The 24,287-nt window shown below is 40.6% G+C and carries 5 protein-coding genes; all 5 read right to left on the reverse strand.

What is annotated here, in order from left to right; translation table 11 throughout:
* Positions 1 to 19: 19 nt before the first annotated feature.
* Positions 20 to 826, reverse strand: a complete 807-nt coding sequence (locus R8G66_19515) for a 2-amino-3,7-dideoxy-D-threo-hept-6-ulosonate synthase (protein ID MDW3194576.1) — start codon at positions 824 to 826, stop codon at positions 20 to 22.
* A gap of 39 nt (positions 827 to 865) precedes the next feature.
* Positions 866 to 1,969 (reverse strand): 3-dehydroquinate synthase II, encoded by a 1,104-nt coding sequence (locus R8G66_19520; GenBank protein ID MDW3194577.1) that lies wholly within the window; start codon positions 1,967 to 1,969, stop codon positions 866 to 868.
* A gap of 146 nt (positions 1,970 to 2,115) precedes the next feature.
* Positions 2,116 to 3,909: a non-ribosomal peptide synthetase gene (locus R8G66_19525; GenBank protein MDW3194578.1), complete on the reverse strand. Its 1,794-nt coding sequence runs from the start codon at positions 3,907 to 3,909 to the stop codon at positions 2,116 to 2,118.
* A 206-nt stretch (positions 3,910 to 4,115) separates the two neighbouring features.
* The gene (locus R8G66_19530) at positions 4,116 to 5,579 is read right to left on the reverse strand and encodes a serine hydrolase domain-containing protein (protein ID MDW3194579.1); all 1,464 of its coding nucleotides are present in this window, start codon (positions 5,577 to 5,579) and stop codon (positions 4,116 to 4,118) included.
* A gap of 190 nt (positions 5,580 to 5,769) precedes the next feature.
* Complete coding sequence (locus R8G66_19535) at positions 5,770 to 24,279, reverse strand: amino acid adenylation domain-containing protein (protein ID MDW3194580.1); 18,510 nt, start codon at positions 24,277 to 24,279, stop codon at positions 5,770 to 5,772.
* Positions 24,280 to 24,287 lie beyond the last annotated feature (8 nt).

Below are 24,287 nucleotides of genomic sequence, written 5' to 3' on the forward strand. Positions count from 1 at the left end.
GTGAGTGGCCACACCTCCCCTAACCAAGCAATTGATAAATATTTTGATTTACATAATTGACACATTCATTGACATGCCATTTATTTTCCAGAAGTTTACAAATTACCTCCACCACAAGTTTAGTCTGTTCATGTTGAAATATGTTTCGTCCAATAGATACCCCCGACGAACCACCGTACAAAGATTCATCAACGATGTGGAGAAATTCATTCAATTCGGTAATTCGTGTTCCCCCGGCGATCAAAACGGGTATGTTCACACTCTCGTTAATTTGCCTCATTCCCTCTGCACTACCCGGATAGTTCACTTTTACAATATCCGCTCCAATTTCCTGGGCCAGGCGAGCTGCATGAGCTGTGTCTTCGACAGGATGATCAGACGGTTCCGTATACATCATTGCTAATAAGGGCATGCCCCAATCGTTGCATTTTTCTGAAACGATCCCGAAATCTCTCAACATGCCAGGCTCAGCGTCGACACCTAAATTGACATGTATTGAAACGCCAACTGCACCGAGCTTAATCGCCTCTTCAACTGTTCCAACCAGGACCTTTTCAGATTGATATTGTCCTAAAGAAGTTGAAGCAGAAATATGCATGATGTAATTGGCATCAGACAAACCTGAAAATTGTCCAACTTTCGACAAGTTACCTTTATGCAATACGATAGCACTGGCTCCTCCTTTTTTGATTTCTGCAATTGCGTCATAACAATTTTCTAGTCCGGCGATGGGGCCATATGTGGCCCCGTGATCTATAGGAACAATGCATCCTCTCCTATTCGGGAAAGGAAGTATTCTCGCAAGTCTTATCTCTTTACCATTCATATCTCTGGATTGATTTTTTTAAAGAAATTAATATCACTACTACTCTTCAGTGATATGCTCATCAATTTTGATTCCCACGTGTCTCCCGGGTTCGCATACATACGCCAGCAGTTCTTCACCTACTGCTACGGTAGAAGCATTTCTCGGCTCTCCGTTTCCTCCGAAAATTCTTATATGCCAATCATCTTGTACAAAAGCGTTGATTTTTTTCCCTTCTGCTTCCACTTCAATTTTCAGCAGTGGTCTCAACTCCGTTTTAACTCTGCCTACGGTCACATCACGGGCATTCCCCTTTACATCTACACAAGTTACTTTTGCTCCACCTTTAAGTTCAGTTATATATGATGTATTATCGTCAGGACACCAAACATAAGAATGGACGGCTCCGGCGTTTACTCTGAACGGGCGTAAATCCATATAAGGCAGGTAATGCGTTTCGGAGCTAACACATAAGCCTCCGTCTGAAGTCGACCCAATGATCATGCCTTCATCTTTTTGAAAAAGGTTGGTGGTATCTATGCATGCCCTGTATCCCATTCCGGCATGCTCAACGTCAGTAACTTTTGCCTTAACAAGCTTCATTTTGTAGGTATCATCCTTTTGAAGAAGCTTATCCAGTGCTTTCAATTCATTAAAGCCATTATTCGAAAACAATACACCATCACTGCCCGACTCCATAACACCATAAGCAATTTCGGCATCTATGGCTTTGTCTACTTTCTTAATCAGAACCGTATCCGTGGGCTGTAATTTGGCAATCAAAAGTTCAAGTGGAATATTGGTTTCAGCCAGAAGCTCAATCACCAAATAATTGTAGTTTAACCCTTCCTGCCACGCTTCGTCCATTGTCTTTTGATCAACTATGGTAGTAGCGAAAGCTGTTTTATTACCTCTGGTGGCAGCGTTCTTCAATAAACCTTTATCCTCAGAGAGCACCACTGCTTCATTCGGTACTTTATCAAGATCTTCCTGGCTAAAAACTTCTACTATTAAATTGCTCTTCTTTGGAAGGCTCCGTTTGCTTAAATCTTTTGCGCTAACCAATATGTTTTCAAAACTCAGGTTATTTACCAGAGCTACTTTGTCTTTATTCTTGCTAATGTCTCTACAGTCTATCCAGACTATTTTCTTTTCTGACTTCATTCTATTTTAATAGTTTAATTTTTCTCGAAGATTCTTTTGTCTCGCGTCTTTTTTGAAAAAATCCGCACATAGGAAGACCTACAGATCAAAATGAACTTTCGATTTTTTCTGATTAGGAATTATGTTGGTATGATAAAAATTAACAGTTATGCAACTTGTTCCGATTTCGCATTTTCCAGAAACATGGCCATTTCAAAAACTGATTGATAATCAAATACAGTACTTAATTCGACTTCCATATTAAATGAAGAATGGATTTCATTGACAATTTCTGTTGCCATCAATGAGTTGCCTCCCAGTTGAAAAAAGTTATCGTGTACAGTTATATCTTCCTTCTCAAAGACTTTCTGCCATATGACTAATATTCTTTTCTGTAAATCGCTCTTTTCAACACTTTCCACTTTTTTCCTGCTGTTAACCAAGTCTTTATAACTGATTCTTGGCAGGCTGTTGCGGTCTATTTTGCCACTGGCAGTGATTGGAAATTTCTCCACCTTCACAAAAAAAGAAGGGATCATATATTCGGGAAGCTTTTCTCTCAAGCTGTTTTTAATCTTTTCAAGATCAGGCTTATCCTCAAAAGCCGTGATAAAAGCTACCAGAGAGATTTCGCTATTGTCATTCTTGACAGGCACCAAAACACTCTGTTCAATACTCTCGTCCGTATTTAGACAAGATTCAATTTCATTCAGGTTTACTCGGTTACCGTTGATCTTCACCTGACTATCTTTTCTACCCATCAGCTGAATGCTCAGGTCAGGGAGCAGCTTTCCCAAATCACCCATTCTTACAAGCTTTTCTTCCTCCCCAATGTCTAAAAACATCGCCTCGGTCATCCCCTTGTCTTTATAGTACTGAGGGTCTAAGAATTTACTGCTAAAATGAATTTCTCCAACTCCGTGAACGTGTACCTGGTTTTTATTCTCGTCTAAAAGGCTTGCCTTAATAGAACCGAACGGAAAGCCAACAGGTATCACTTTCCTTTCGTTAGAATAGTTTTTATCAATGACATACATGGTGGCCAATATGACTTCCGAAGATCCGTATAAATTAACAAACAGGCATTTGTCAGGAAAATTTTCTTTATACAGGTCTACGTCATTTTGAAGAACTTCTTCCCCACCCAGTACGACCAATCTCACATTTTTCAATTGTGATTTATCCTCCGCAGACTTAATCATGTACCGGTAAAGTGTAGGAACCGTGTGAATGATGGTTACTCCCAGCTTATTCACTAATGGCAGGAAGACTGAAGCATCCCGATCCTTCTTTACATCAATGATGGACAGTGAAGCTCCACTGAATAGGGCGCTAAAAATATCGATTACAGAAACTGTATGACTGTAGGGGGTGGTTAATAAAATATTGTCAAAATCCTTGATATCTAGTTCCTCAATATAACCGGAGATAAAATGAACCACGCATTGATGGGATTGTGCCACGCCCTTGGGTTCTCCCGTAGAGCCTGAGGTATAAAGAACATAGGCACTTTGAGTTTTATCAATTTTCAACTCGGGATTTGTCTCATATTTGTTCTCAAGCCCGGAGATGTTGATTAGGGTGATGTTTTTCTTGGAAGAACTCAACAATTTATAAGCAAAAGACATTTGATTATTGTTGGTTATCAACACATCTGTCTCCGAATCATTTAAGATTTTTTTGGCTCTCTCGAGTGGGATGAATGGATCGATTGGCACATACGTTTTTCCAGCTTTTAGCACACCCAGGAGTGCAATAATTACCTCCTCGTCATGATCTAATAATAGTGTAACGTTACGGCACTTATTGGCGGTGGACTCCCTAATGTTATAAGCAACTTGATTTACTTTTTTATTCAATTGCTCATAAGACAAATTATTGTCCTTGGTATGAATCGCTATATTATCCGGGTATTTCTCAACAGCTGATTCAAATCGTTCTACAATGTCATGGGTTTTCATGCTATACTAATTTTAACTGCTCTCAATTACTTGAATTCAAAAAATGAATTAATCTATCCTGTAGGTTTCTCTGATAGCCTCCTAGATAAAAGTCCGTTTAGTGAATGTCTTTTTATCGATTTATGATAGGTTTCCCTTATGTGATGTTGGATTACTCCAAATCCAGAGATGAATAAAGTCAGGTTTATTTTTATGCTTCTTCGCTCTTAATTATTCAGCGTGTTCTCGCATTTTTCGAGATCTTCTTTTATTCGCCAGATCGCAAAATTCAATTCTTTCGCTTTGGACAGGTTTTCATAAGCCAGGCCGTAATTTTTATTCCTCATGTGTAGTCGGCCATTGAGTGCGTATGCGGTTGAGGACTCAGGATATAATTCAATGGCCATCTCCACGATGGATTTTGTGACCTCTTTATTTCTTCCTCCAAGTAAAAACGCCAAAGTATTTAGGGTATTGATGTCCGCCTTTCCTTCCTCGCTCAACTCCTGAAGCTGCTGAAACATGGTTTCAGCATCGCTGTTATCATAGGCCTTTAGCAAGCGGGTTGTAGCGCTGGGGTATTGCCCAGAAAAGTAGAATGACTTAAGAAATGGGGTCAGGTCCATCCCGATGGTCAGTTCATTGAGCCTGGAGGTCATCAACAGTCCGCGATCACTGTTTGTGAGAAAGACAAATCCTCTTTTCTTTTTGACAGAATAGAAGAAGTAGTTTTTATGCCCCTGGTCATCTCCACCGTGGGCCACCAACGTGTCTCCATTGTGAATGGCAACTTCAAAACCCGGTCCATAGTAAACGGAATTCCGAACCCAGATTTCAGGTTCCAAAATATTCATAAGTTGCTTTTCAGAAAGCCTTTTACCATCAAATGTTGCTATGATCAGTTTAGCATAATCCTCGGCAGAAAAATGATTTCCAGCTGCCGGGTTGGTATAGGTATTAAAGTAGACCTCCCGTTCCTGACCCAATACCGAATGCCCAAAAGTGTGATTCTTAGTTGAAATTTTATAGATAGGCGTAGGGTGGCGCAGGCTGAACTTTTGATAGATATTTTTAAATTTTAATCGTGTCGTTTTTAACTTAAGTGTCTTTACTACTCTTTCGGTAATATACTCCTCATAGGACTGTCCCAATATCTTCTTAATCACAGAAGCCAGATAGTTATACCCCTCTCCTGAGTAGATATATTCTTTGCCAGGATCACTTAGTATATCCAGCGTATCTCGATGGTAGTAACTTTTAGCCCAGTTCTCTAACCCAGAAGAGTGACTCATAACCATTCTAGGAGTGATCAGTTTATAGCGCTCATCATGGTTCAGGCGATCATTAGGCAAATACTCGTACATTGGTCGGTCCAAATCCAGTTTGCCTTCATCTGCCAATTGATGGGTAACAAATACCAGATAGCTTTTTGAAAGAGAACCACCATTAAACATGGTTCTTTTATTTACTTTTTTATTTCCTTTTCTATTACCATATCCTTTAGCAAATACTACCTGATTGTTTTCAATGATCGCCAGCGACATGCCCGGTACCCCAACATCATCCATCATTTGATTGATCTGTTCGTCCAAATCTCCGGACCGGAGCCTTTTCTGTGTAGAGCTATCGGTAGAAGGGTTTTGCGGTAGAGCAACAAAAGGTGACAAAGTCAGCAGAAGCCACAATACCAAAAAGAATCGTTTGGCGTGATTACCCGAGCTTAATAAAGATGGTTTAGAGCACATAGATTGTCCTAGTTTTTGGAAATAAGTAAATAATAATTACCCAATTGAATTCGTGATGAATTTGCCATGCACGGTCAACAGACCATGTGAATATTCATTGCTACCTGTTTAATCCTGATCCTGACCAGGCTTTTACTTAATGTGTATTGACTATTTTGATTTTATTTGACGCTCCTTTATTGTGATCAAAAATTAAGTATTCATCAAGCATCAATTCCTGACTTTCTATAATTTGATCTAACAGAGAGGTGTATTCGTCCATAAAATATTTAACGGTAGATCTTTCGAACAAATCGGTCTTATATTGAATGGTTAATTGGATATCACCATCCACTATCTGGAGTAAAACCGAAAGATCAAATGCAGTAGCCTTATTCGGAATCTTATATGGAGAAAATTGCTGTTCCGATGATCCCTGTGGTTTGCCGTTCTGTTGGCCCTGGCCACTCGTAAGGGTTCTTGAATTGAACAGAATATCAAAAAGAGGGTTCCTGCCTTTTATTCTTTGGTACTTTATTTCATCTAAGAGCATTTCATAAGGATACCCACCGTTTGAAATTGCTTTTATCATCGTATCTTTTACTTCATTCAGATATTCTGAAAACCGAGTAGTTCCATTCGGGTACGACCTGATGACCAGTGTATTGAGCAGCACACCCACCATGTCTTCAAGTAAAGTGTGATCCCGGTCTAAGTACGGCATACCAATGCAAATGTCATTTTGCTTAGTCAATTTATGCAACATCACCTTAAAGACAGTGAGCATTAAAGTATACATCGTTACATCCTTATCCTTCGACAATTTGGTAAGGTCACTAGTACGATGCTTACCCATAAAAAATTCATATTCTTCCGCTTCATAGCTAGTGATTTCCGAGCGGGGATAGTCAGTAGGTAAATTGAGTGGTTCTACATCTGTTTTAAACTCATTTAGCCAATGTTGTCGCTGCTTTGATTGCGCATTAAGCTTAGCGTAATTTTTGTTCTGCCATAAAGCAAAATCTTTATAATGAACTTTTACTGGCTCCAACTCTTCTCCTGACATGATTTTAATGAAATCCTGGTTGATTATGTCATGAGACGCTTTGTCCATAATGGAGTGTTCAATATCAAACAGCAACCCCCATTTAGCCTCTTCAATGGCAACTACAGCTATTCTAAATAGAGGTGCCACGGTCAATTCAAAAGGTTGAATAAAATGATCAATTTCGTCCTCCATCATTTTTTCTATACCACTCTCATCTTTGATGTTCCTTAAATCTTTGGTAAGGATTTTTATCGGTACGCTGGCATTTACTTTTTGTACAGGACTTCCATTGATAAAATGGAATGACGTTCTTAAAATTTCGTACCTCTCTGTAAGTGATTGAAAAGCCTTCTCAAGTTGCTCTAGTTGTAATTTCCCCTCGATAAGAAACACACTCGTTGAGTTGTAACTTGTTTCGGTTTTGAACATTAATTGGGAATAAATTATTCTTCTTTGGGCAAATGATATAGGATAGTATTCTCTCTTTTCAGCTGGAAGGATCTTGAAAGTCGGTTCAGACTTATGATCATTATCCCTCAGCTTGTTCTGAATTATGTTACTAAAGGTTTTTAAATCAGAACTGACAAATATGTCTTCGATCCCAAATTGAATCCCATGAACAGCATTAAGCTTATTGATCATCTGAATCGCCAAAATGGAGTGTCCTCCCAGCTGAAAGAAATCTGATTCAAGGCTAATTTCCTGCTGTTCTATTTCCAGCACCTCGGCCCATATTTTAGCAAGCTCCTTCTCTACCGCAGTAGATGGTAACTCGTATTCATTTTTCTTTTGACTCTTGGGAGCAGGCAGCGCTTTCCTGTTCACTTTCCCATTTGAACTCAAGGGTACTTTGTCGAGCTGAATGAATTGACTCGGAATCATATATTCCGGCAGGTAACTTCTTAGAAAATCTTTAATGGATTGCTCCAGACTACCATTGTCGATTTGCTCGTATTTCTCAACGGCTTCTATTTGGTCTTCGGCTATTACCCCACCCAACAGGCTATAAACCACAGATGTGTCGGAAGAAAGATGCAAAGCCTCTGTTAATCTACTTTGATTTACCGTACCCGCAATACATAACCCAATCTTCCGGGAAGGACTGAGGTTCATCATGGCTTGTGCTAGATAACCTGAAGTGAGTTCGGAATGAGCCGAATTCTTTCCTGTTATAAATAGGCCAAAACCGCCATTCTCGTAAATCATATCATTGCCTGAAAAGACATCCATTGCTGATTTACATGGTGTCAATAATTTGAGGCTAGATGTGGCCGGCTGATATTGGTAATACCCGCCTTCTAAAGATTGCACTTTCCCTGGCTTTGCATATAGAAATAACCCCAGGCCTTCCGCTCCAAATAACGGAGAATTACTACCAGCTAATGCAGACTTAAGCAGAAAGCTCAAATCATCTAAAGACAGAGCATCGTTGAGATAAGTCCTGTAACTTTTCCGATATAGGTGAGAAAAAGAACATGTCTTGTTCAGTTCGCTTTCCGGCAACTGAATAGAAGCATGCACCATTTTTCCATTTTTAGTTTCTCCAAAAGGAGAAGACACTAGGTCATCGGCTGATTTTTCTGAGACCCTTCCCCCTGAAAATCCCTGGATAATGATATGCTCCGGATCCAGAGAAAATTTCTCATGAAGATCAGTATCATGGATTAATTCCTGGGGTGTCCAGGCCAGCTTTTCATTGAATAAGTTGATCAATAAGTTGGCCATATGGCCGGCCTCTTGATGACAGAATCCTTCTGCCAAATCACCGTATAATGGCGCTATTGCTCTCAAGTCTCCTACCAGAAAAAGGCTGACCGAACTATGATCAGTATCTGATAGATACTCTTCGTGGCATGGATTTACGAGGTAGAGGCGATGATGTTCCGGGTGGTAATAATAATAGCCCCTCTGCAAACCAGAGACCTTATTTTCTTTGACATGAAGATATGCCTGAACCGGATACAAGCTCCCCGCTGAAGGATAATAATACTTTGGTAATATTAACTCAGGACTAGTATGCTGTATTAGCCCTTCCAACATTTGGCCAAGATCATTCAGGGTAAGTCCGTCTTCGATAAAAGACTTGTTAAAAGATGACCTGGTTCTTAGTTGCAATTTTTTTGATTCTTCGATGGATGGTAATAAAACACTAACTGCTTCCGGGTCAAATGCTCTCAGACCCGGTTTGGACATTTTGAACAATTTACGTTCAACGCTATCGCTGATCACTTTACTACTTACTGTCTCAGCTACACCAATGTTATCGTCAGGATTGACGTTACTTTCCTTCCCTACCACATATGCGACCAACCGTTTCGCTTGACCTCCGGCATTAGTAGCTATGGCTACTGCATCCTGTATGTCTTCATGGTTTTTTAGCGCTTCTTCTATCTCTCCCAGTTCGATTCGATATCCCTGGATTTTCACTTGTGAATCCTCCCGACCTAAAAACTCGATGTTCCCATCAGCCAGATAGCGGCCTAAGTCACCCGTTTTATATAGTCTGTCTTTCGTATCCGGATGTATGATGAAACTTGCATCCGTCTTTGCTTTATCTTTCCAATATCCCTTTGCTAATCCTATTCCTCCTATGTATATGTCACCTGCAACATGGGTGGGGCAATCGCTTAGATCAGGCTTTAGCACATGAAATTGTTGATTTTTCAGGGGCTTACCATAGGGTATGCTCTTCCAATGATCCTCTACTTTATCAATAGGAAAGAAAATTGACCAAATGGAGGCTTCTGTCGCACCACCCAAACTAATGATGGCTGATTCCGGGCATCGGTGGGTTATCCGTTCCGGTAAACCTACTGGTATCCAATCGCCACTCATCATCACCAAACGAAGCGGTAAATGCGCCTCCCAATCCTGGGAATAATCGATCATCATCTGCATCAGGGCAGGTACCGAATTCCATATGGTTATGTGGTATGTCTGAACGTAATGCAGCCACTTTTCCGGAGACTTTAGATCTCCCTTATCTGGTATAAATACCGAACCTCCGGCAGCCAGCAGTCCAAAAATATCGTATACCGACAGGTCAAAACTTAATGATGACAGGCCAAATGCCTTATCTTTTTCAGTAACATTAAACCTTTCGTTGATGTCCAAAACCGTATTTACCGCACCTCTATGATCAATCATAACACCCTTAGGTGTACCTGTGGACCCGGAAGTAAATATTACGTAAGCCAGATCTTCTGCTGATTGAATGTCCGACAATTCATCATTCAAAGAATCGCCCTGAAAGTCTTCTGTTATTTCTATTACTTTCTTACTATCAGGAAAATCAATTCGGTTCTTAATTTCAGGAGTGGTCAATAAAATATCCACCTCACCTTGCTCCAATAAAAGCTGGATGCGCTCCAGTGGAAGGTCTGCATCGATAGGCAAATAAGCGGCTCCGGCATATAATACGCCAAAGGCTGCAGCTACCTGCTCCCAGCATTTATCCATTACCACAGCAATTAATTGGTTCGGCTGAGCGCCCGCATTCCTTAATTCATGGCCTATTTGATTACTTAAAAGATGTAATTCTCCATAGGTCAAGTGCTTATTATTTGTCTCGATGGCTATGGCATCTTTTTGCTCCTTAGCCTTTTCACGGAAAATTTCATGCAGCAGCTTTTTCGGAATCTCGCCGACAGTATTATTGATAGCTGTTCGTTGTTGTGCTTGCTGCTGTGGCAAGGGTATCAAAGATTTAGCCTCAAAAAGGATTTCAGATTCGGAAAGTTCATTTAGCAGTGTTTTATACGCTTCGAACATGACACCTATCAGGCCGTCAGGAAATAATCCTTTAATGGAATCCCAATTGAAATAGAGCCCCTTCGAATTTTCCATTAACTGGACATCAATCCATACTTGCGGCGTTTGAGTAATGGCGTAATTCAGTTTCTTTTCATCCTTTTCAGAAAGGTCTTCTTCCACTACCTCCTTATTCTCGTCTCCTATTCCAAGCGTGCTTGTCACTACTATTGGAACAAATACTGTATTTCCATGATGACGTGACAACTCTCTTAGCACCTCCACGCCACTGAAATATTTATGTTCTAAATCTTCCCACATTCGGTCTTGAATGCCTTTCAAACGATTCGAAAAAGTATTATCGCCTCTATTATCCACCTCCAGAAGCGTTAATGAAGTAAAATCTCCTAAGATTTTATCGACATCCTGGTGAAAGGGAATTCGGTTAAACAGGGTAAGATTTAGGGTAAAATGCGCTGATTTACTCCAAACTTTCAATACTTCGGAAAAACATCCAAGGAGCAAGACTGTCGGAGTGACCCCCAACTTTTTGGCTTTGTCCTGTAAATTGTTCCACTTCTGTTTTGGTAGGTATGAACCATGTCGCTCAAAGCTATGATCACTATTTGTGTCTTTGTTCTGATTGAGGGGCAATTCAGGAGCCAAGGGGAAATGCTCTATTCTGTCCAACCAATATTTCTTTGATTTATCAAAAAGATTGGTCTCCCTTAGCTTCAACTCGGTCAGTATATAATCGCGGAAGGATATATTTATCGGTGGCAGCGCAGCATCAATATCCAGATATAACTTTTTAAAGTCATTGAAAAGAATGATCAAGCTTCCTGCGTCCATAATGAGCGCGTCCAGGCTGCTATGGACCTTATAAGTGCCATCTTTAAATATGGTGATCCGAATGTCAAACAAAGGCCATTTCTCCCCTGAAAATACCTGATGGGAAAGTTCGTCTCGCAACAGATCAAATAACTTCTGACCATCTTCTTCTGAATACTTATTTAGATCAAGAACTTTTGCTTCATATCGAGATACTTCCTTCAGTATTTTCTGCTCACCCTGCTCAGTAACCACCATTCTAAGCATTTCATGGCGATCAATTAGCAACTGGAGCGCTTTATTGAATCTTTCAACATCCAATTCTTCCACGTAAGATTCTGAATAGATGTGGGTTCCTACGTTGCCATACTCGAATATATTCTTCCTTCCAATCCAGTAGGCTTGTTGTACTCCGGTTAATGGAAAGGACTCATATCTCTGCTTCTCATCTGTCAAAATTTGAGGAAGCACCTCCTGCTCTTCGGATCCCTGAGTGATCAATTTTGAGATTGCCTTTATTGAAGGGTCTTTAAAGAAGGCCGGCAGGGTCAGGTTAACCCCAAAAGAATTTTGGATCTCATTCAACAGTTTAATGGCCAGTATCGAGTGCCCACCAAGTTCGAAAAAACTACTATTCGTACTAATGGCATCCTCACCGATTGTCAATACTTCTGACCATATCCTGACAAGTTCTTTTTCTGTATTGTTAGAGGCTGCAATAAATTCATCACTGATCTTAATTTCAGGATCAGGCAAGGCCTTTCTATCCAATTTGCCATTGGGAGTTAATGGCAGCTCGTCTAACTGAACGAAATGCGTAGGAACCATATACGCAGGGAGGCAATCGATGAGAAATGCTCTCAACTCAGCGGTTTCCAATTCTTTCTCGGATGTATAGTAAGCCGCTAAAAATTTGTCATCATTTTTATCTTTTACTACCACAGCCGCTTCTTCTATCCATCTGTTCTGTAAAAGTTGGCTTTCGATCTCACCTAATTCTATTCGATAACCACTGATTTTTACCTGGTTATCAACCCTTCCTAAGAACTGTATGTCCCCATTTGGAAGCCACTTTGCTAAGTCCCCTGTCTTATAAATAATCTCCTCATTCTCAACAGGATCTTTGATGAACCTTTCTTTGGTAAGTCTGCCGCGATCCCAGTACCCTCTGGCCACTCCTTTACCACCAATGCTCAGTTCACCTGGAATCCCAATGGGTTGCAATCTCCCTTTGTTGTCCAAAATACGAATGATGGTATTGGCTATCGGGGTTCCAATATTTACGGACGTTGCATCCGTAAGATCCTTTACAGCTGACCAAACTGTTGTCTCAGTTGGTCCATACATATTGTAAATTTTCCCCGAATAGTAATTTCTTATGTCGTTAAGGAGGTTAACAGGAAACTCTTCACCACCAACCATGAGTAACTTTATGTCTTTAAGCGCATCACCCTCTCCATTTGACAATAATAATTTCAAATGTGATGGCGTGATCTGGACCCCATCTACCTTTTGGTCCTTGATCAATGTCGACAAGTTCCTGGTATTTTTCTGATCTGTGGAGCTTGCCAAAACTATTTTAGATCCATTCAAAAGAGGTAAAATGGATTCTAATACGAAAATATCAAATGAAGCCGTTGTTAGGCTTAACATCGAGAAGTCTTCAGGTATGGAAATCCTGTTGATGATGCCATGAACAAAGTTGATGACGTTTCTGTGTTCAACCATTACTCCCTTAGGGTTACCCGTTGATCCCGAAGTATAGATCAGGTAGGCAAGGTTTGAAGGGGAAACATGCACATCAACTGGCTCTTCTGATTGCTCAGTCAATTCTTTTGATGCTACATCAATTGAAACCACATCGTTGGATAGCCTATCAGAAACGGGTTGCGAAGAATTCCCAGTCAAGATGATCTTCATCTTACTGTCCTGAATGATGAAATTGATTCGCTCTGCAGGATACTCTGGGTCAATGGGAATATAAGCGCAACCGGCCTTTAACACGGCTAACATGCTAGCTACGAGTTCCACGGATCGATCCATCATTATTCCGATCAATACTTCTTCTTTCCCATCGAGATGAGCGAGTAGCTTTCGGGATAATTGATTGCTTAAATTATTTAATTCCTGATACGTTAAACTTTCTCCTTCGAATACAATCGCAGGATGATGGGGATGTCTGGCTACCTGTTCTTCAAATAATTGATGAATGGTACTGTTTGTATCAAAATCAAGTTTCGTGTCATTAAAGGCATGAATCAAGTCATCTTTTTCAGCATCAGATATCACCTGAATATCAGCAAGCTTAATTTGATCATTTCGCATCACTTCAGACATCATCGTCCTGAAGTAACCCATGAATTTCTCTACGGTCTCTTTCCTGAATAATGAAGTGGCGTATTCAAAATTCACAACCAGTTTTTCCGAGCTTTCCAGTACGACCATGGTCACATCAAATGACGATCTGATGCGCTTAGAATCAAATTGCTTTAGGGTTAACCCTGGGATTTTCAATTCTGATTTTCGGTAATTCTGATACATAAACATGACATCAAACAGGGGATTACGACTTGTGTCACGTTTAACATTTAAAATGTCTACTAATTCTTCATATGGATAGTCCTGGTTATCCAGGCAGCCTAAAGTATTCTTTTTGACCAGGGATAGCAGCTCCAGAAAGCTTACATCTTCACGGAATTTAGTACGCACGGCGAGTGTATTGACAAACATCCCAAGTATATTCTCCAGTTCAGGGTGTTGATGTCGACCGGCAACAGGTGTTCCAATCACGATATCTCGATGACTGGTGAGTTTACTGAGCAACATATTGAACATGGAAAACATGACCATGAACATAGTCGCTCCCTCACTTTCGGCAATAGATTTCAGTCGGTTCAAATCTTCCCCAGCTAGCTCAAAGCTTACCACTTCACCTGAATGATCTTTAACCGCAGGTCGGGAAAAATCCGTTGGCAAATTCAGGATCTCAGGCATTTCCGAAAATTGATTGATCCAGAAATCTTTTTGTCCGGCTACTTTATCCTGCTGAGCTTTCTCCAATTGCCACTGAACAAAATCTTTATAATTCAAGCGCAGCTTGGGTAACCCTTCATGTTCACCCTTATAGATGGCCATGAATTCTTCAATGAAAATAGTCTGAGATACTCCATCGCTAATGATATGATGCGTATCCACCATCAAAACACTATTCTCAGAGGAAGTTTCGATCAATCCTACCCGCATCAAAGGAGCAATACCCAGATCAAAAGGCCTGATAAACGCCTGAATTGTAGCAGGCACTTTGTCTTCATCTGCCTTGATATAATCAACCTCAAACGTCACATCTTTGCTGACAAACTGTACCGGTTCCGAACCATTCGTTTCAAAGGATGTGCGCAGACTTTCGTGGCGGTCAATGAGTTTCTTAAACGCATCAGTTATTTTATCTCTGTCGGGCTTTCCTTCAAGTCTGACAATTTGAGGCATATTGTACGCCAGTGCCTCAGGGTCAAATTTGTGAAGAAAGAATACTCTCTTCTGTGGCGAAGACAAAGGATAATGTTCTGCTTCCTGCGTTTTTATGATTGAAGCCTCACTTTCGCCTGTTTTGTCCTGAATATATTCCGCCTGCTCTTTGATGGTCGGATATTCAAAGATGCCACTGAGGGAAATCTCTACGTTAAAGGTCTTACGAATACGCCCAATCAAATACAACGTAGTTAAGGAATTTCCACCCATCTTGTGGAAATTGCCATGAACACTGATAAGTTCCGGCTCGATTTTCAACACATCGGACCATAAACCTTGAAGAACGGTTTCGATATTATTTGAAGGTGCCACATAATCCAGGTCTCCTGTTTTTTCCGGGTCTGGCAGGGCTTTTTTATCCAGCTTGCCATTCCTCGTGAGCGGCCAGCTTTTCATAGGAACATAAAAGGTGGGGATCATATAGGTCGGTAATGTCTCCGACAGGTAATCCACAAGTAGCGTCGAATCAAGCTCCGATTCCGACAAGTAATACCCCACTAGATAATCTGGCCCTTCTTCACCCTCGGTCCGAACAACCACCACCGAATCGGTAATTTGCGGATGACTTGACAGCTGATAGGCGATCTCTCCTAATTCTATTCGATAACCATGCACTTTCACCTGGTCATCCGTACGGCCTTTATACAGCATGCCGTCATTCGCATGACGTCTGGCTAAGTCTCCGGTTTTGTACATGATGGCTCCTTGCACAAAAGGGTTGCTGATGAAGCGTTCTTCTGTCATAGAAGTATTTCCCAGATAACCGCGGCTTAAGCCGGCACCGGATACATATAATTCTCCCGTAGCGCCAAGTGGGACCGGATGCAAATCCTTGTCCAGAATGTAGACCTGCGTGTTGTTGATCGGGTGACCAATTGGCACGGAAGTCAGTGTCTCCTCAGGAGAATAACGATGAATCATACAGCCAACCGTGGCTTCGGTAGGTCCATACTCATTATATATCTCTACTTTCCCTCCAAACTTATCGTAGATCGATCGGGCAAGGCTGGTCTCCAATTCCTCCCCTCCTACGATCAGTTTTTTATTTTTTGCAGGTATAGGAATATCTATGGCTCCATCTCTGATGATTTTCAGATGTGATGGCGTAAGTTTTAATACATCAACATCTCCCGAACTCACCAATTCTTTTATCCGTGTGCCATCATCCTTCCCGGGATAGATAATGATTTTATTACTCGTGGTTAACGGGATAAAAATTGACGTGACTGTAAGGTCAAACGAAATAGACGTATATAGTCCAAATGTTGATGGCTCTCCTTTCAAATAATAACCAGATGCCCAATTGGTATAGTTGAGCAATGAGCCATGTTCGATCATGACACCCTTGGGCTTACCAGTCGAGCCCGAAGTATAGATTACATAAGCCAGGTCTTTTCCGGTAATCTCGACGGAAGATGGCTTTTCGTCATTTGAATCAATCTTATCCAGGTCCCTGTCCAGGTCGATTACTTCCGGTGAAATGGACATGAAAGACTGTATATGGCTCTTTCTTGTAATAATTACCTGTAATGCTGCGTCTTCAATCAGGGTAGTTTTGCGATCATCAGGGAAAGACGGATCAATAGGAATATAGGTGCCTCCTGATTTTAGGATTCCCAATATGCTGGGAATCAACTGCAGTTCCCGATCAAGCATTAATCCGACCATATCACCCTTTTTAGTCCCTTTTGCTTTTTGCAGATAGGAAGCGAGCTTATCTGATCGTTGATCAAGTTCTTTGTAGGTCATCCTGTCATCGCCGATGGTGATGGCCAGGGTATCAGGGTTTTGAGCTACCTGTTTTCTAAACAGAGATAAGACAGTTTCTGATGAATCATAATCAGTTCCTGTAGCATTGAACTCATGTAGTAATTTTTGATGCTCTGCCGTGGTATTAATATCAATTTTTGATATGTCAGTTGAAGTGTCAGAAGTGATTTGTTCAATGATTTGATTTAAATGAACCAGTACATTTCTGATGGTGACACCATCGAATTTATTGGCATTATAATCAATCTTAATTCGAGTCTCCTTTGCCGGGGTGATTTCGATTGTCAAGTCGTAATTTGTCTGTTCGAATACCTCCGCATCAGCCACTTTAAAATCCTCTGATGTATCAAGACTTTCAGTTACAGGATAATTCTCAAATACCATAAGATGGTCAAACAATCCGTTATCCAACTCACTGGAAGACTGTGTTTCTGACAAGAGACTAAAATGATGTTTTTCGCTTTCTATTGCTCCTTCCTGCACTTTATTTAGCAACTCACCAATGGAGCAACCTTCATCAAAACTTATCCTTACTGGGACAGTATTGATAAATAGCCCTATCATCGTTTCAACATGCTCCAACTCTGCCGGACGCCCGGATACCACTGATCCAAACACCACATCATCAGTGTTGTTGTACTTGGCTAACAGTATAGCCCAGGCAGCCTGAAATATTGTGTTTAATGTTACCCCGTACTCACTGGAAAGCTGATGAAGTGACTTCATCACTTGCTGATCCAGGAACCATTCTTCAGACACTAAATGGTAAGGCAAAAGGTCAGAAATGGATAGTTCCTTTTGCGGTAATGTCGCTAGTTTATCATAAGAGGCCACATATTCTCTCCAATAGTCAGCAGATGCTTCTTTGTCTCTAGCCTCCAGCCACTTTATATAATTGGAATAAGGGTTAGCTATATCAGGCAAGGATGGCTCAATCTTATCAACATTACCTGCATAGATTGTTTTGAACTCATTAATTAAGATACTTAAGCACCACCCATCCATCAAAATATGATGTCTGCTCCAAATGAAAAAGTATTCATCTTTAGCGATTTTAATTACTGACAGGCGCATGAGCAGGTCCTTGCTCAGATCGAATTTTCTAAGCTTTTCTTCTTGCTGAAATGCTGATATCACTGAATCTACAGACCGGCTTTTGACTTCCTCTTGAAGATCACGGTAATCAAAATCGATACTTCGTTCACTTAAAACGACCTGTAAAGGCCGATCATAGCCCTCATTTACAAACAGGGTCCTTAAAATGTCATGTCTGTCTATCAAGACATTCATGCTTTTTTCAACCAGGCTTACGTCCAGCGTTCCTTTAAGCCTATAGGTCAACTGCGAAAAATAGTTGTTTGACTCACTATTAAGCAACGAATGGTAAAGCATCCCTTCCTGCATCGGCGACAGAGGATAAATATCCTGAATATCATATTTCGCCTGTAGTACATCTAACTGGGCTATGGATAACTCTTTATAGATTAAATCGGAAGGAGTTAATTCTAACTTATTATACGAGCAGCAGAAATCTATAATTTCCTTTAAGCTTTCTTCGAACTGCTGCATGAACGCTGTTATCGTTTCTTCGTTGAATTGCTTTTGGCTGTAAGCAATAGTCATCTTCAACTTATCAGACTGGATTATTCCTGAAATGTCCCAATCATAATTGATGGTTTCCGTATTTGCCACCGTGTTTCCTCTGCCCTCATTAGCTACCGAATAAGATCGACCGCTCGTATCAGCACCAAATTGACCTAAATAATTAAATACTATCTGTGAATTTCCAGCAAGCTGTTCTGTTTGATCATCGCTCTCTGGAGCATAATATTTGCCCAGTAAGTAATCGAGTCCATTATTAGGAACTTTTGCCAGCGCTTCTTTAATACATTTGATCTGATAAGCTAAATCACCATCCATTTTTTCCAGGATCACTGGATAGATAGTAGTGAACCAACCGACTGTTCGACTTACATTCGTTCCGTTTATCTCTTCTCTGCCATGACTTTCCAGGTCCACCTGCACTTTACTGTGGCCATATCTCATGGATACACTTAACAACAATGCGGTCAGGAGGATATCATTGATCTGGGTATTAAATGATGGGTGTACTTCCTTTAATAATTGCCTAGTTGCTTCGCTGGTTAACGTAAATGAAGCATATCGTCTATCAACTCCGGTATTACTTCCTTCATGATGGTCCTTCGGTATCCGGCTTATGTTTTTAGCATCAAAACTTTTCCAATAGGCATTTGCCTCATTGAATTGATCTCCTTTCATGTATTCATGCAGGTGTCCTGACCAGGAGAGAAATGAATCAGTCTTACCCGGCAAGGTCAGTGATTCATCGCTGTTTATCTGTTGGTATAGACCTTCAATGTCTTCAAACAAAATACGCCATGATACGCCATCTACCACCAAATGATGAATTACAATGAGTAATCGGCTACCTTTTTCCAGGTGGAACAAACCAACCTTCATCAGTGGGCCTTGCTCCAGATTGATCCCAGCTTGTATTTGATTACTAATTTCCAATAAAGACGCTTCGGTTTCTACCCCTTGATCTTTCAGGTCATATGCTTCAACCGAAACAGGTAAGTCTGTATTGAGGTTTTCCTGGATCAGCACTTCATCTTCACTTCTAAACACCATCCGTAGTGCATCATGGTGTTCCTGAAGTTTCCTGAAGATCTCACGTATGTTTTCAATTGAACCCTCCTCCTCAAAACTGAGCATTACTGCTTGGTTGTAATGGTGTTTGGCTTGGACCGGACCTTCAAAAAACCAACGCTGAATAGGCGTCAAATAGGCTTTACCGATAATGGTAGATTGATCAGATATAACCTCTAATGGCTTCAGTATGGTGGCCAGTTGTTTAATGGTTTGATGCACAAAAATGTTATGCACTGACAGCTCATAGCCTTCACCTCGAATTCTTGAACATATCTGTATGGATTTAATGGAGTCACCACCCACAGAAAAGAAGTTATCGGTTGTTCCGATTTGATCAATACCCAATACGCTTGCCCATACTTCTGCCAGGAGTTTTTCCTCCCTGGTTTGTGGTGCTACATACTGGTCTTGTATTTTAATTTCCGGATCAGGCAATGCATCTTTATCTAATTTCCCATTGACCGTCAACGGCACCTCATTCAGATGAACAAAGTATGAGGGTATCATGTAATCGGGCAGCTTCCCAGATAGAAAGCCTCTTATTGTTTCAATATCGATTGTCTCTTGAGATACGTAGTAAGCGGTCAGGAAGGTGTGATCCTGGTTTTCTTTCATGATAACAACCGCTTCTTTGACAGCTGGATAGAGATTCAATTGATTCTCTATTTCACCCAACTCTATTCTGAAACCCCGGAGTTGAACCTGATGATCAGCTCTACCGAGATACTCAAGGTCTCCTGAGCTTAAAACCCGAGCCAGATCACCGGTTCGATATAGCCTTTTGTCTGAATCATATGGACTTTGAATGAATTTTTCGTTCGTTAGCTGCTCTTTCCCCAAATAACCTCTGGAAACACCTGCTCCTCCTACGTATAATTCTCCGATGACTCCATAAGGGACCGGGTTCATGTGTTTATCAAACACAAATGCTGATAAAGTAGGGAGCGGTTTACCTATATCACTGATGTTGTTTTCAATTTCTTTCTCAGTTATTTCTTTATAGGTCACGTGAACAGAGACCTCTGTAATCCCATACATGTTGACCAGCTTAACTTCGGGATACCTTAATCGCCAGTCCTTCAACCTGCCCGGGACGAGTGCTTCTCCACCGAAAATCACATGACGTAAGCTTAGCCCGGCTTCAGGTTCAGATAGCTCTTCCTGAATAAGGTTGTAAAATGCACTTGGTGTCTGATTAAGGATAGTAACCTTTTCCTTCTTTAGAATATTATGGTAGGCTTGTGTATCTCTCGCTACCATTTTAGGTATAATGATGAGTTTCCCTCCAAACAGCAGTGCTCCAAAAATTTCCCAAACGCTAAAATCAAACGAATGGCTATGGAACATCGTCCAGACATCATCACTTTGAAAGGTGAATGGAACCTCATCACTGAAGAATAATCTTACAATATTTCTATGCTCAACCATAACCCCTTTCGGGTTTCCTGTAGTACCGGAAGTATAGATGACATAGCACAGATCTGTAGGTTCATTTATGCTATCAATTTCAGGTACCTGATCGGTTTTTTCTTGTACTTCATCGATGAAGATCGTCTCAAGGTTATATACCAGGCCTGCTTCGAACTCCTTTTTAGTTAACAGCAGCTTGGTTCCACTATTTTCAAGCAGGTATTTTATCCGTTCCTCGGGATAGTCATAATCGATTGGCAAGTAGGCGCCTCCGGATTTTAAGATCGCCAATAATCCAATTATGAACTCAATCGAACGGTCAGTCATCAATCCGACGACATCATTTGCTTTCACTCCCTTGCTCCTTAGCAAAAGTGCCAATTGGGTAGATTCCTTATCCAATTGCGCATAGTCCATGGTTCGATCCTCGTATTTCAGCGCTAATTGATGGGGAGTTTTTTCCACTTGTGCTGAAAACAAGTCTATCAGTGTTTTGTCCTTGGGATAATTTATATCTCCAAAATCCAGGTCTTGTAATAAACGGTCGTGCTCCTGCGAATCTGCAAGTATGTCGATATCACAAATTTTGGTATCTGCATTAATAATTACCGCAGATACTATTTTCTCAAAATAGGTGATAAATCTTTCTATAGACTCCCGCTTAAAGAGTGCGGTAGAATATTCAAAAGTCAGAAAGATCTGGTCATCTACTTCACTTCCCAAAAAGTTAATATCAAACTTCGCCGTGGGATGTTCTCGCTTGTACGATTCTACCTCAATCCCTGGTATCTCGAGTTCGGACTTTTTATAGTTCTGGTAAGCAAAAGTTATGTCGAATAAGGGATTACGACCAGCATCTCTTTGAACTTTTAGTTCCTCAATTAATTCTTCATAAGGATAATCCTGATGCTCTATGCTGGCAAGCACATTATCTTTTACTGACAGCAAAAACTCTTTGAAGGAAAGGTTTCCTTTCGGGTAGTTACGCAATGGCAATGTAGTGACAAACATGCCAATCAAGTCTTCCAGATCAATGTGTTGATGTCGACCGGCTACGGGTCCCCCGATCACTATATCTTCCTGGCCACTCAACTTGCTTAATAAAACATTGAACATGGAGAAAACAACCATGAACATGGTCGCTCCTTCTTCTTCAGCAATGCTTTTTAATTTACTGGTTTCCGAAGCACCTAATTCAAAATGAAGTTTATTGGCCTTATCTGCCTTTACTGTAGGTCTTGTAAAGTCAATCGGTAATTCGAGTGTTTCAGGAAGCTCGGCATACTGTCTGAGCCAATAATCTTTCTGTTTTGCTATTGTTGTTTGTTGTTCTTCGAGGTGCCTCCATTCGGCAAAATCTCGGTAATTCAACTTCAATTCGGGCAGCTTTTGTTCTGTATAAGCCGCCATGAATTCTTGAATAAGAACGGTTTGTGAAACACCGTCCATGATAATGTGATGGGCATCCAGGATCAAAAGTTGTTTTTGAGGGGCGAACTCAATCACACCTATCCTAATCAATGGATCTACACTTAAATCAAAGGGCTGAACAAATTTGTCCACTTCTTTGTCCAGGTCATTCTCCGTTGATTCAAGGTATTTGATTTCGAAATCAATTTTATCCTTGATTTTTTGAACGGGCTTACCATCTAATACTTCGAAGTTGGTTCGAAAGCTTTCGTGTCGTTCTACAAGTTTATTGACCGCCTTATTTAGTTTACTTCTATCTAATGCTCCATAAAGCTTAACAATCAATTGCAAATTGTAGGCTGTGGATTCTTGATCGAATTGATGTAGAAAGAACAACCGTTTTTGAACTGAGGTAATGGGATAATGATCTGCTACTTTCGCTTTCGGTATCGTTATTTTATTGTTCTTATTCGCCGATTCAATGAATGCAGCCTGTTTTTTGATCGTAGGGTTTTTGAACAACTCACCTAAAGAAATTCTGACATCATAAGCGTTATTGATCTTACTGATCAACGTCATGATGGTGAGAGAATTCCCTCCTATTTCATGAAAAATATCCTCTACTGAGATTTCTTTCTCTCCAAGGATCTCCTTCCATATCTTAAGAACTTCTTCTTCTATTTTGTTAGAGGGAGCAATGACCGCCCTGTCACTGATCAAAAGATTATGTAAGGCCTTGTAGTCAATTTTGCCAGTGGCCAGTAATGGGAATTTATCTACCTCAATAATCTTTGAGGGAACCATGTATTTTGGCAAGTGGTCTTGTGCATATTGTTGAATCTTTTGCTTAAAACCGGAACCCGACCATAGTTCTTTTCCAATGGTAAATGCGATCAAAGATTCATCTCCATTTTCTTCTGCATGGACCCTTACAACCACATTTTTAAGCCAGTTCGAGCTCAGAAGAACATTCTCGATCTCATCTATTTCAATTCTAATACCCCTTAATTTGATCTGTCGATCTTTCCTCCCAATTAATTCGATGTTGTTGTCAGTCAATAGCCTGGCCTGATCACCCGTTCTGAATGCCTGTCTGCCAGCGTAGTTGCCTGATTCGATTTGCACAAACTTTTGTTCGTTAAGCTCCGGTACATTCAAATAGCCTTTGGTCAGAAAATCCGAAATGATATATAATTCACCAGGCACGAGTTTATTACAGGGTTTAACACCATTTTTTGTAATTAATAGTATTGCACCATCTATTGGTTGACCTATAGGAATTCTTGACTTTCTGGCATCAGCTGGTAAAATCCTGTGGAAGGACTGAATCATGGTGGCTTCAGTAGTGCCGTACATATTGACAAGCTGTATGCGGTCATCAAATACAGTATACCAATTGATCAATTCTGCCGGGTTTATCTTTTCACCGGACATGAGCACATATTTCAGCTTCGTATAATTATCAGTTGTTACTGCCTCATTATTGATAATACGAAACAGGCTGGGCACACAATGAATAAAGCTGACTTCAGACTCGTCTAACCATGGCATTAGTTTTTCAGACACATAAAAGTCTTCCCTTTCAGGCGGTATACAAATGGTTCCTCCAGCGAAGAGAGGCGTAAATATGTCTCGGAGAAAAGCATCGAAATACGGACTAACAAATTGGCTGAATTTGCTATTTTCATCAATGTCAAACTCCTTAATCTCCCACTGAATGAACTGTAATAAACTACCGTTTTTGCCAATAATACCTTTTGGGGTTCCCGTCGATCCGGATGTAAAATAAACGTATAGGCTGTCCTCCGCATCATATTCGGGGTAATCGATATCACCCGTATCTCCAAGGGAGTCATCGTCAAGAATCTCCTTCAAACAGAAGTTATTAGCAGGCCACCATTCCTTTTCTGATTGTGTTTCTGACAAGCTATCCGACGAGATCAAATACGCTAATTGCAAATCATCCGCCATGGAAGATAGTCTACTCTCTGGTAAAGAGCTGTCGATCAATACGAAAACACATCTGGCATTGATTACTCCAATGACCGTACTAATGATATCGACTCTGTTGTCAAGCAGGATTCCAACGATCGTTTCCTTCTCTAGTTTTTGTTTCAATAAGAACGATGTAACCTTATCGGCTTTACGATGAATTTCTGAATAAGATATGGCCTTAGAATCCACTTCAATAGCTGTTCTTTGGGCATGATCAACTAGGCTTTTAATCAGTTTATTCTGAAAAGACATGGTATGAT

It is taken from the genome of Cytophagales bacterium (assembly GCA_033344775.1).
Lineage (GTDB): Bacteria > Bacteroidota > Bacteroidia > Cytophagales > Cyclobacteriaceae > JAWPMT01.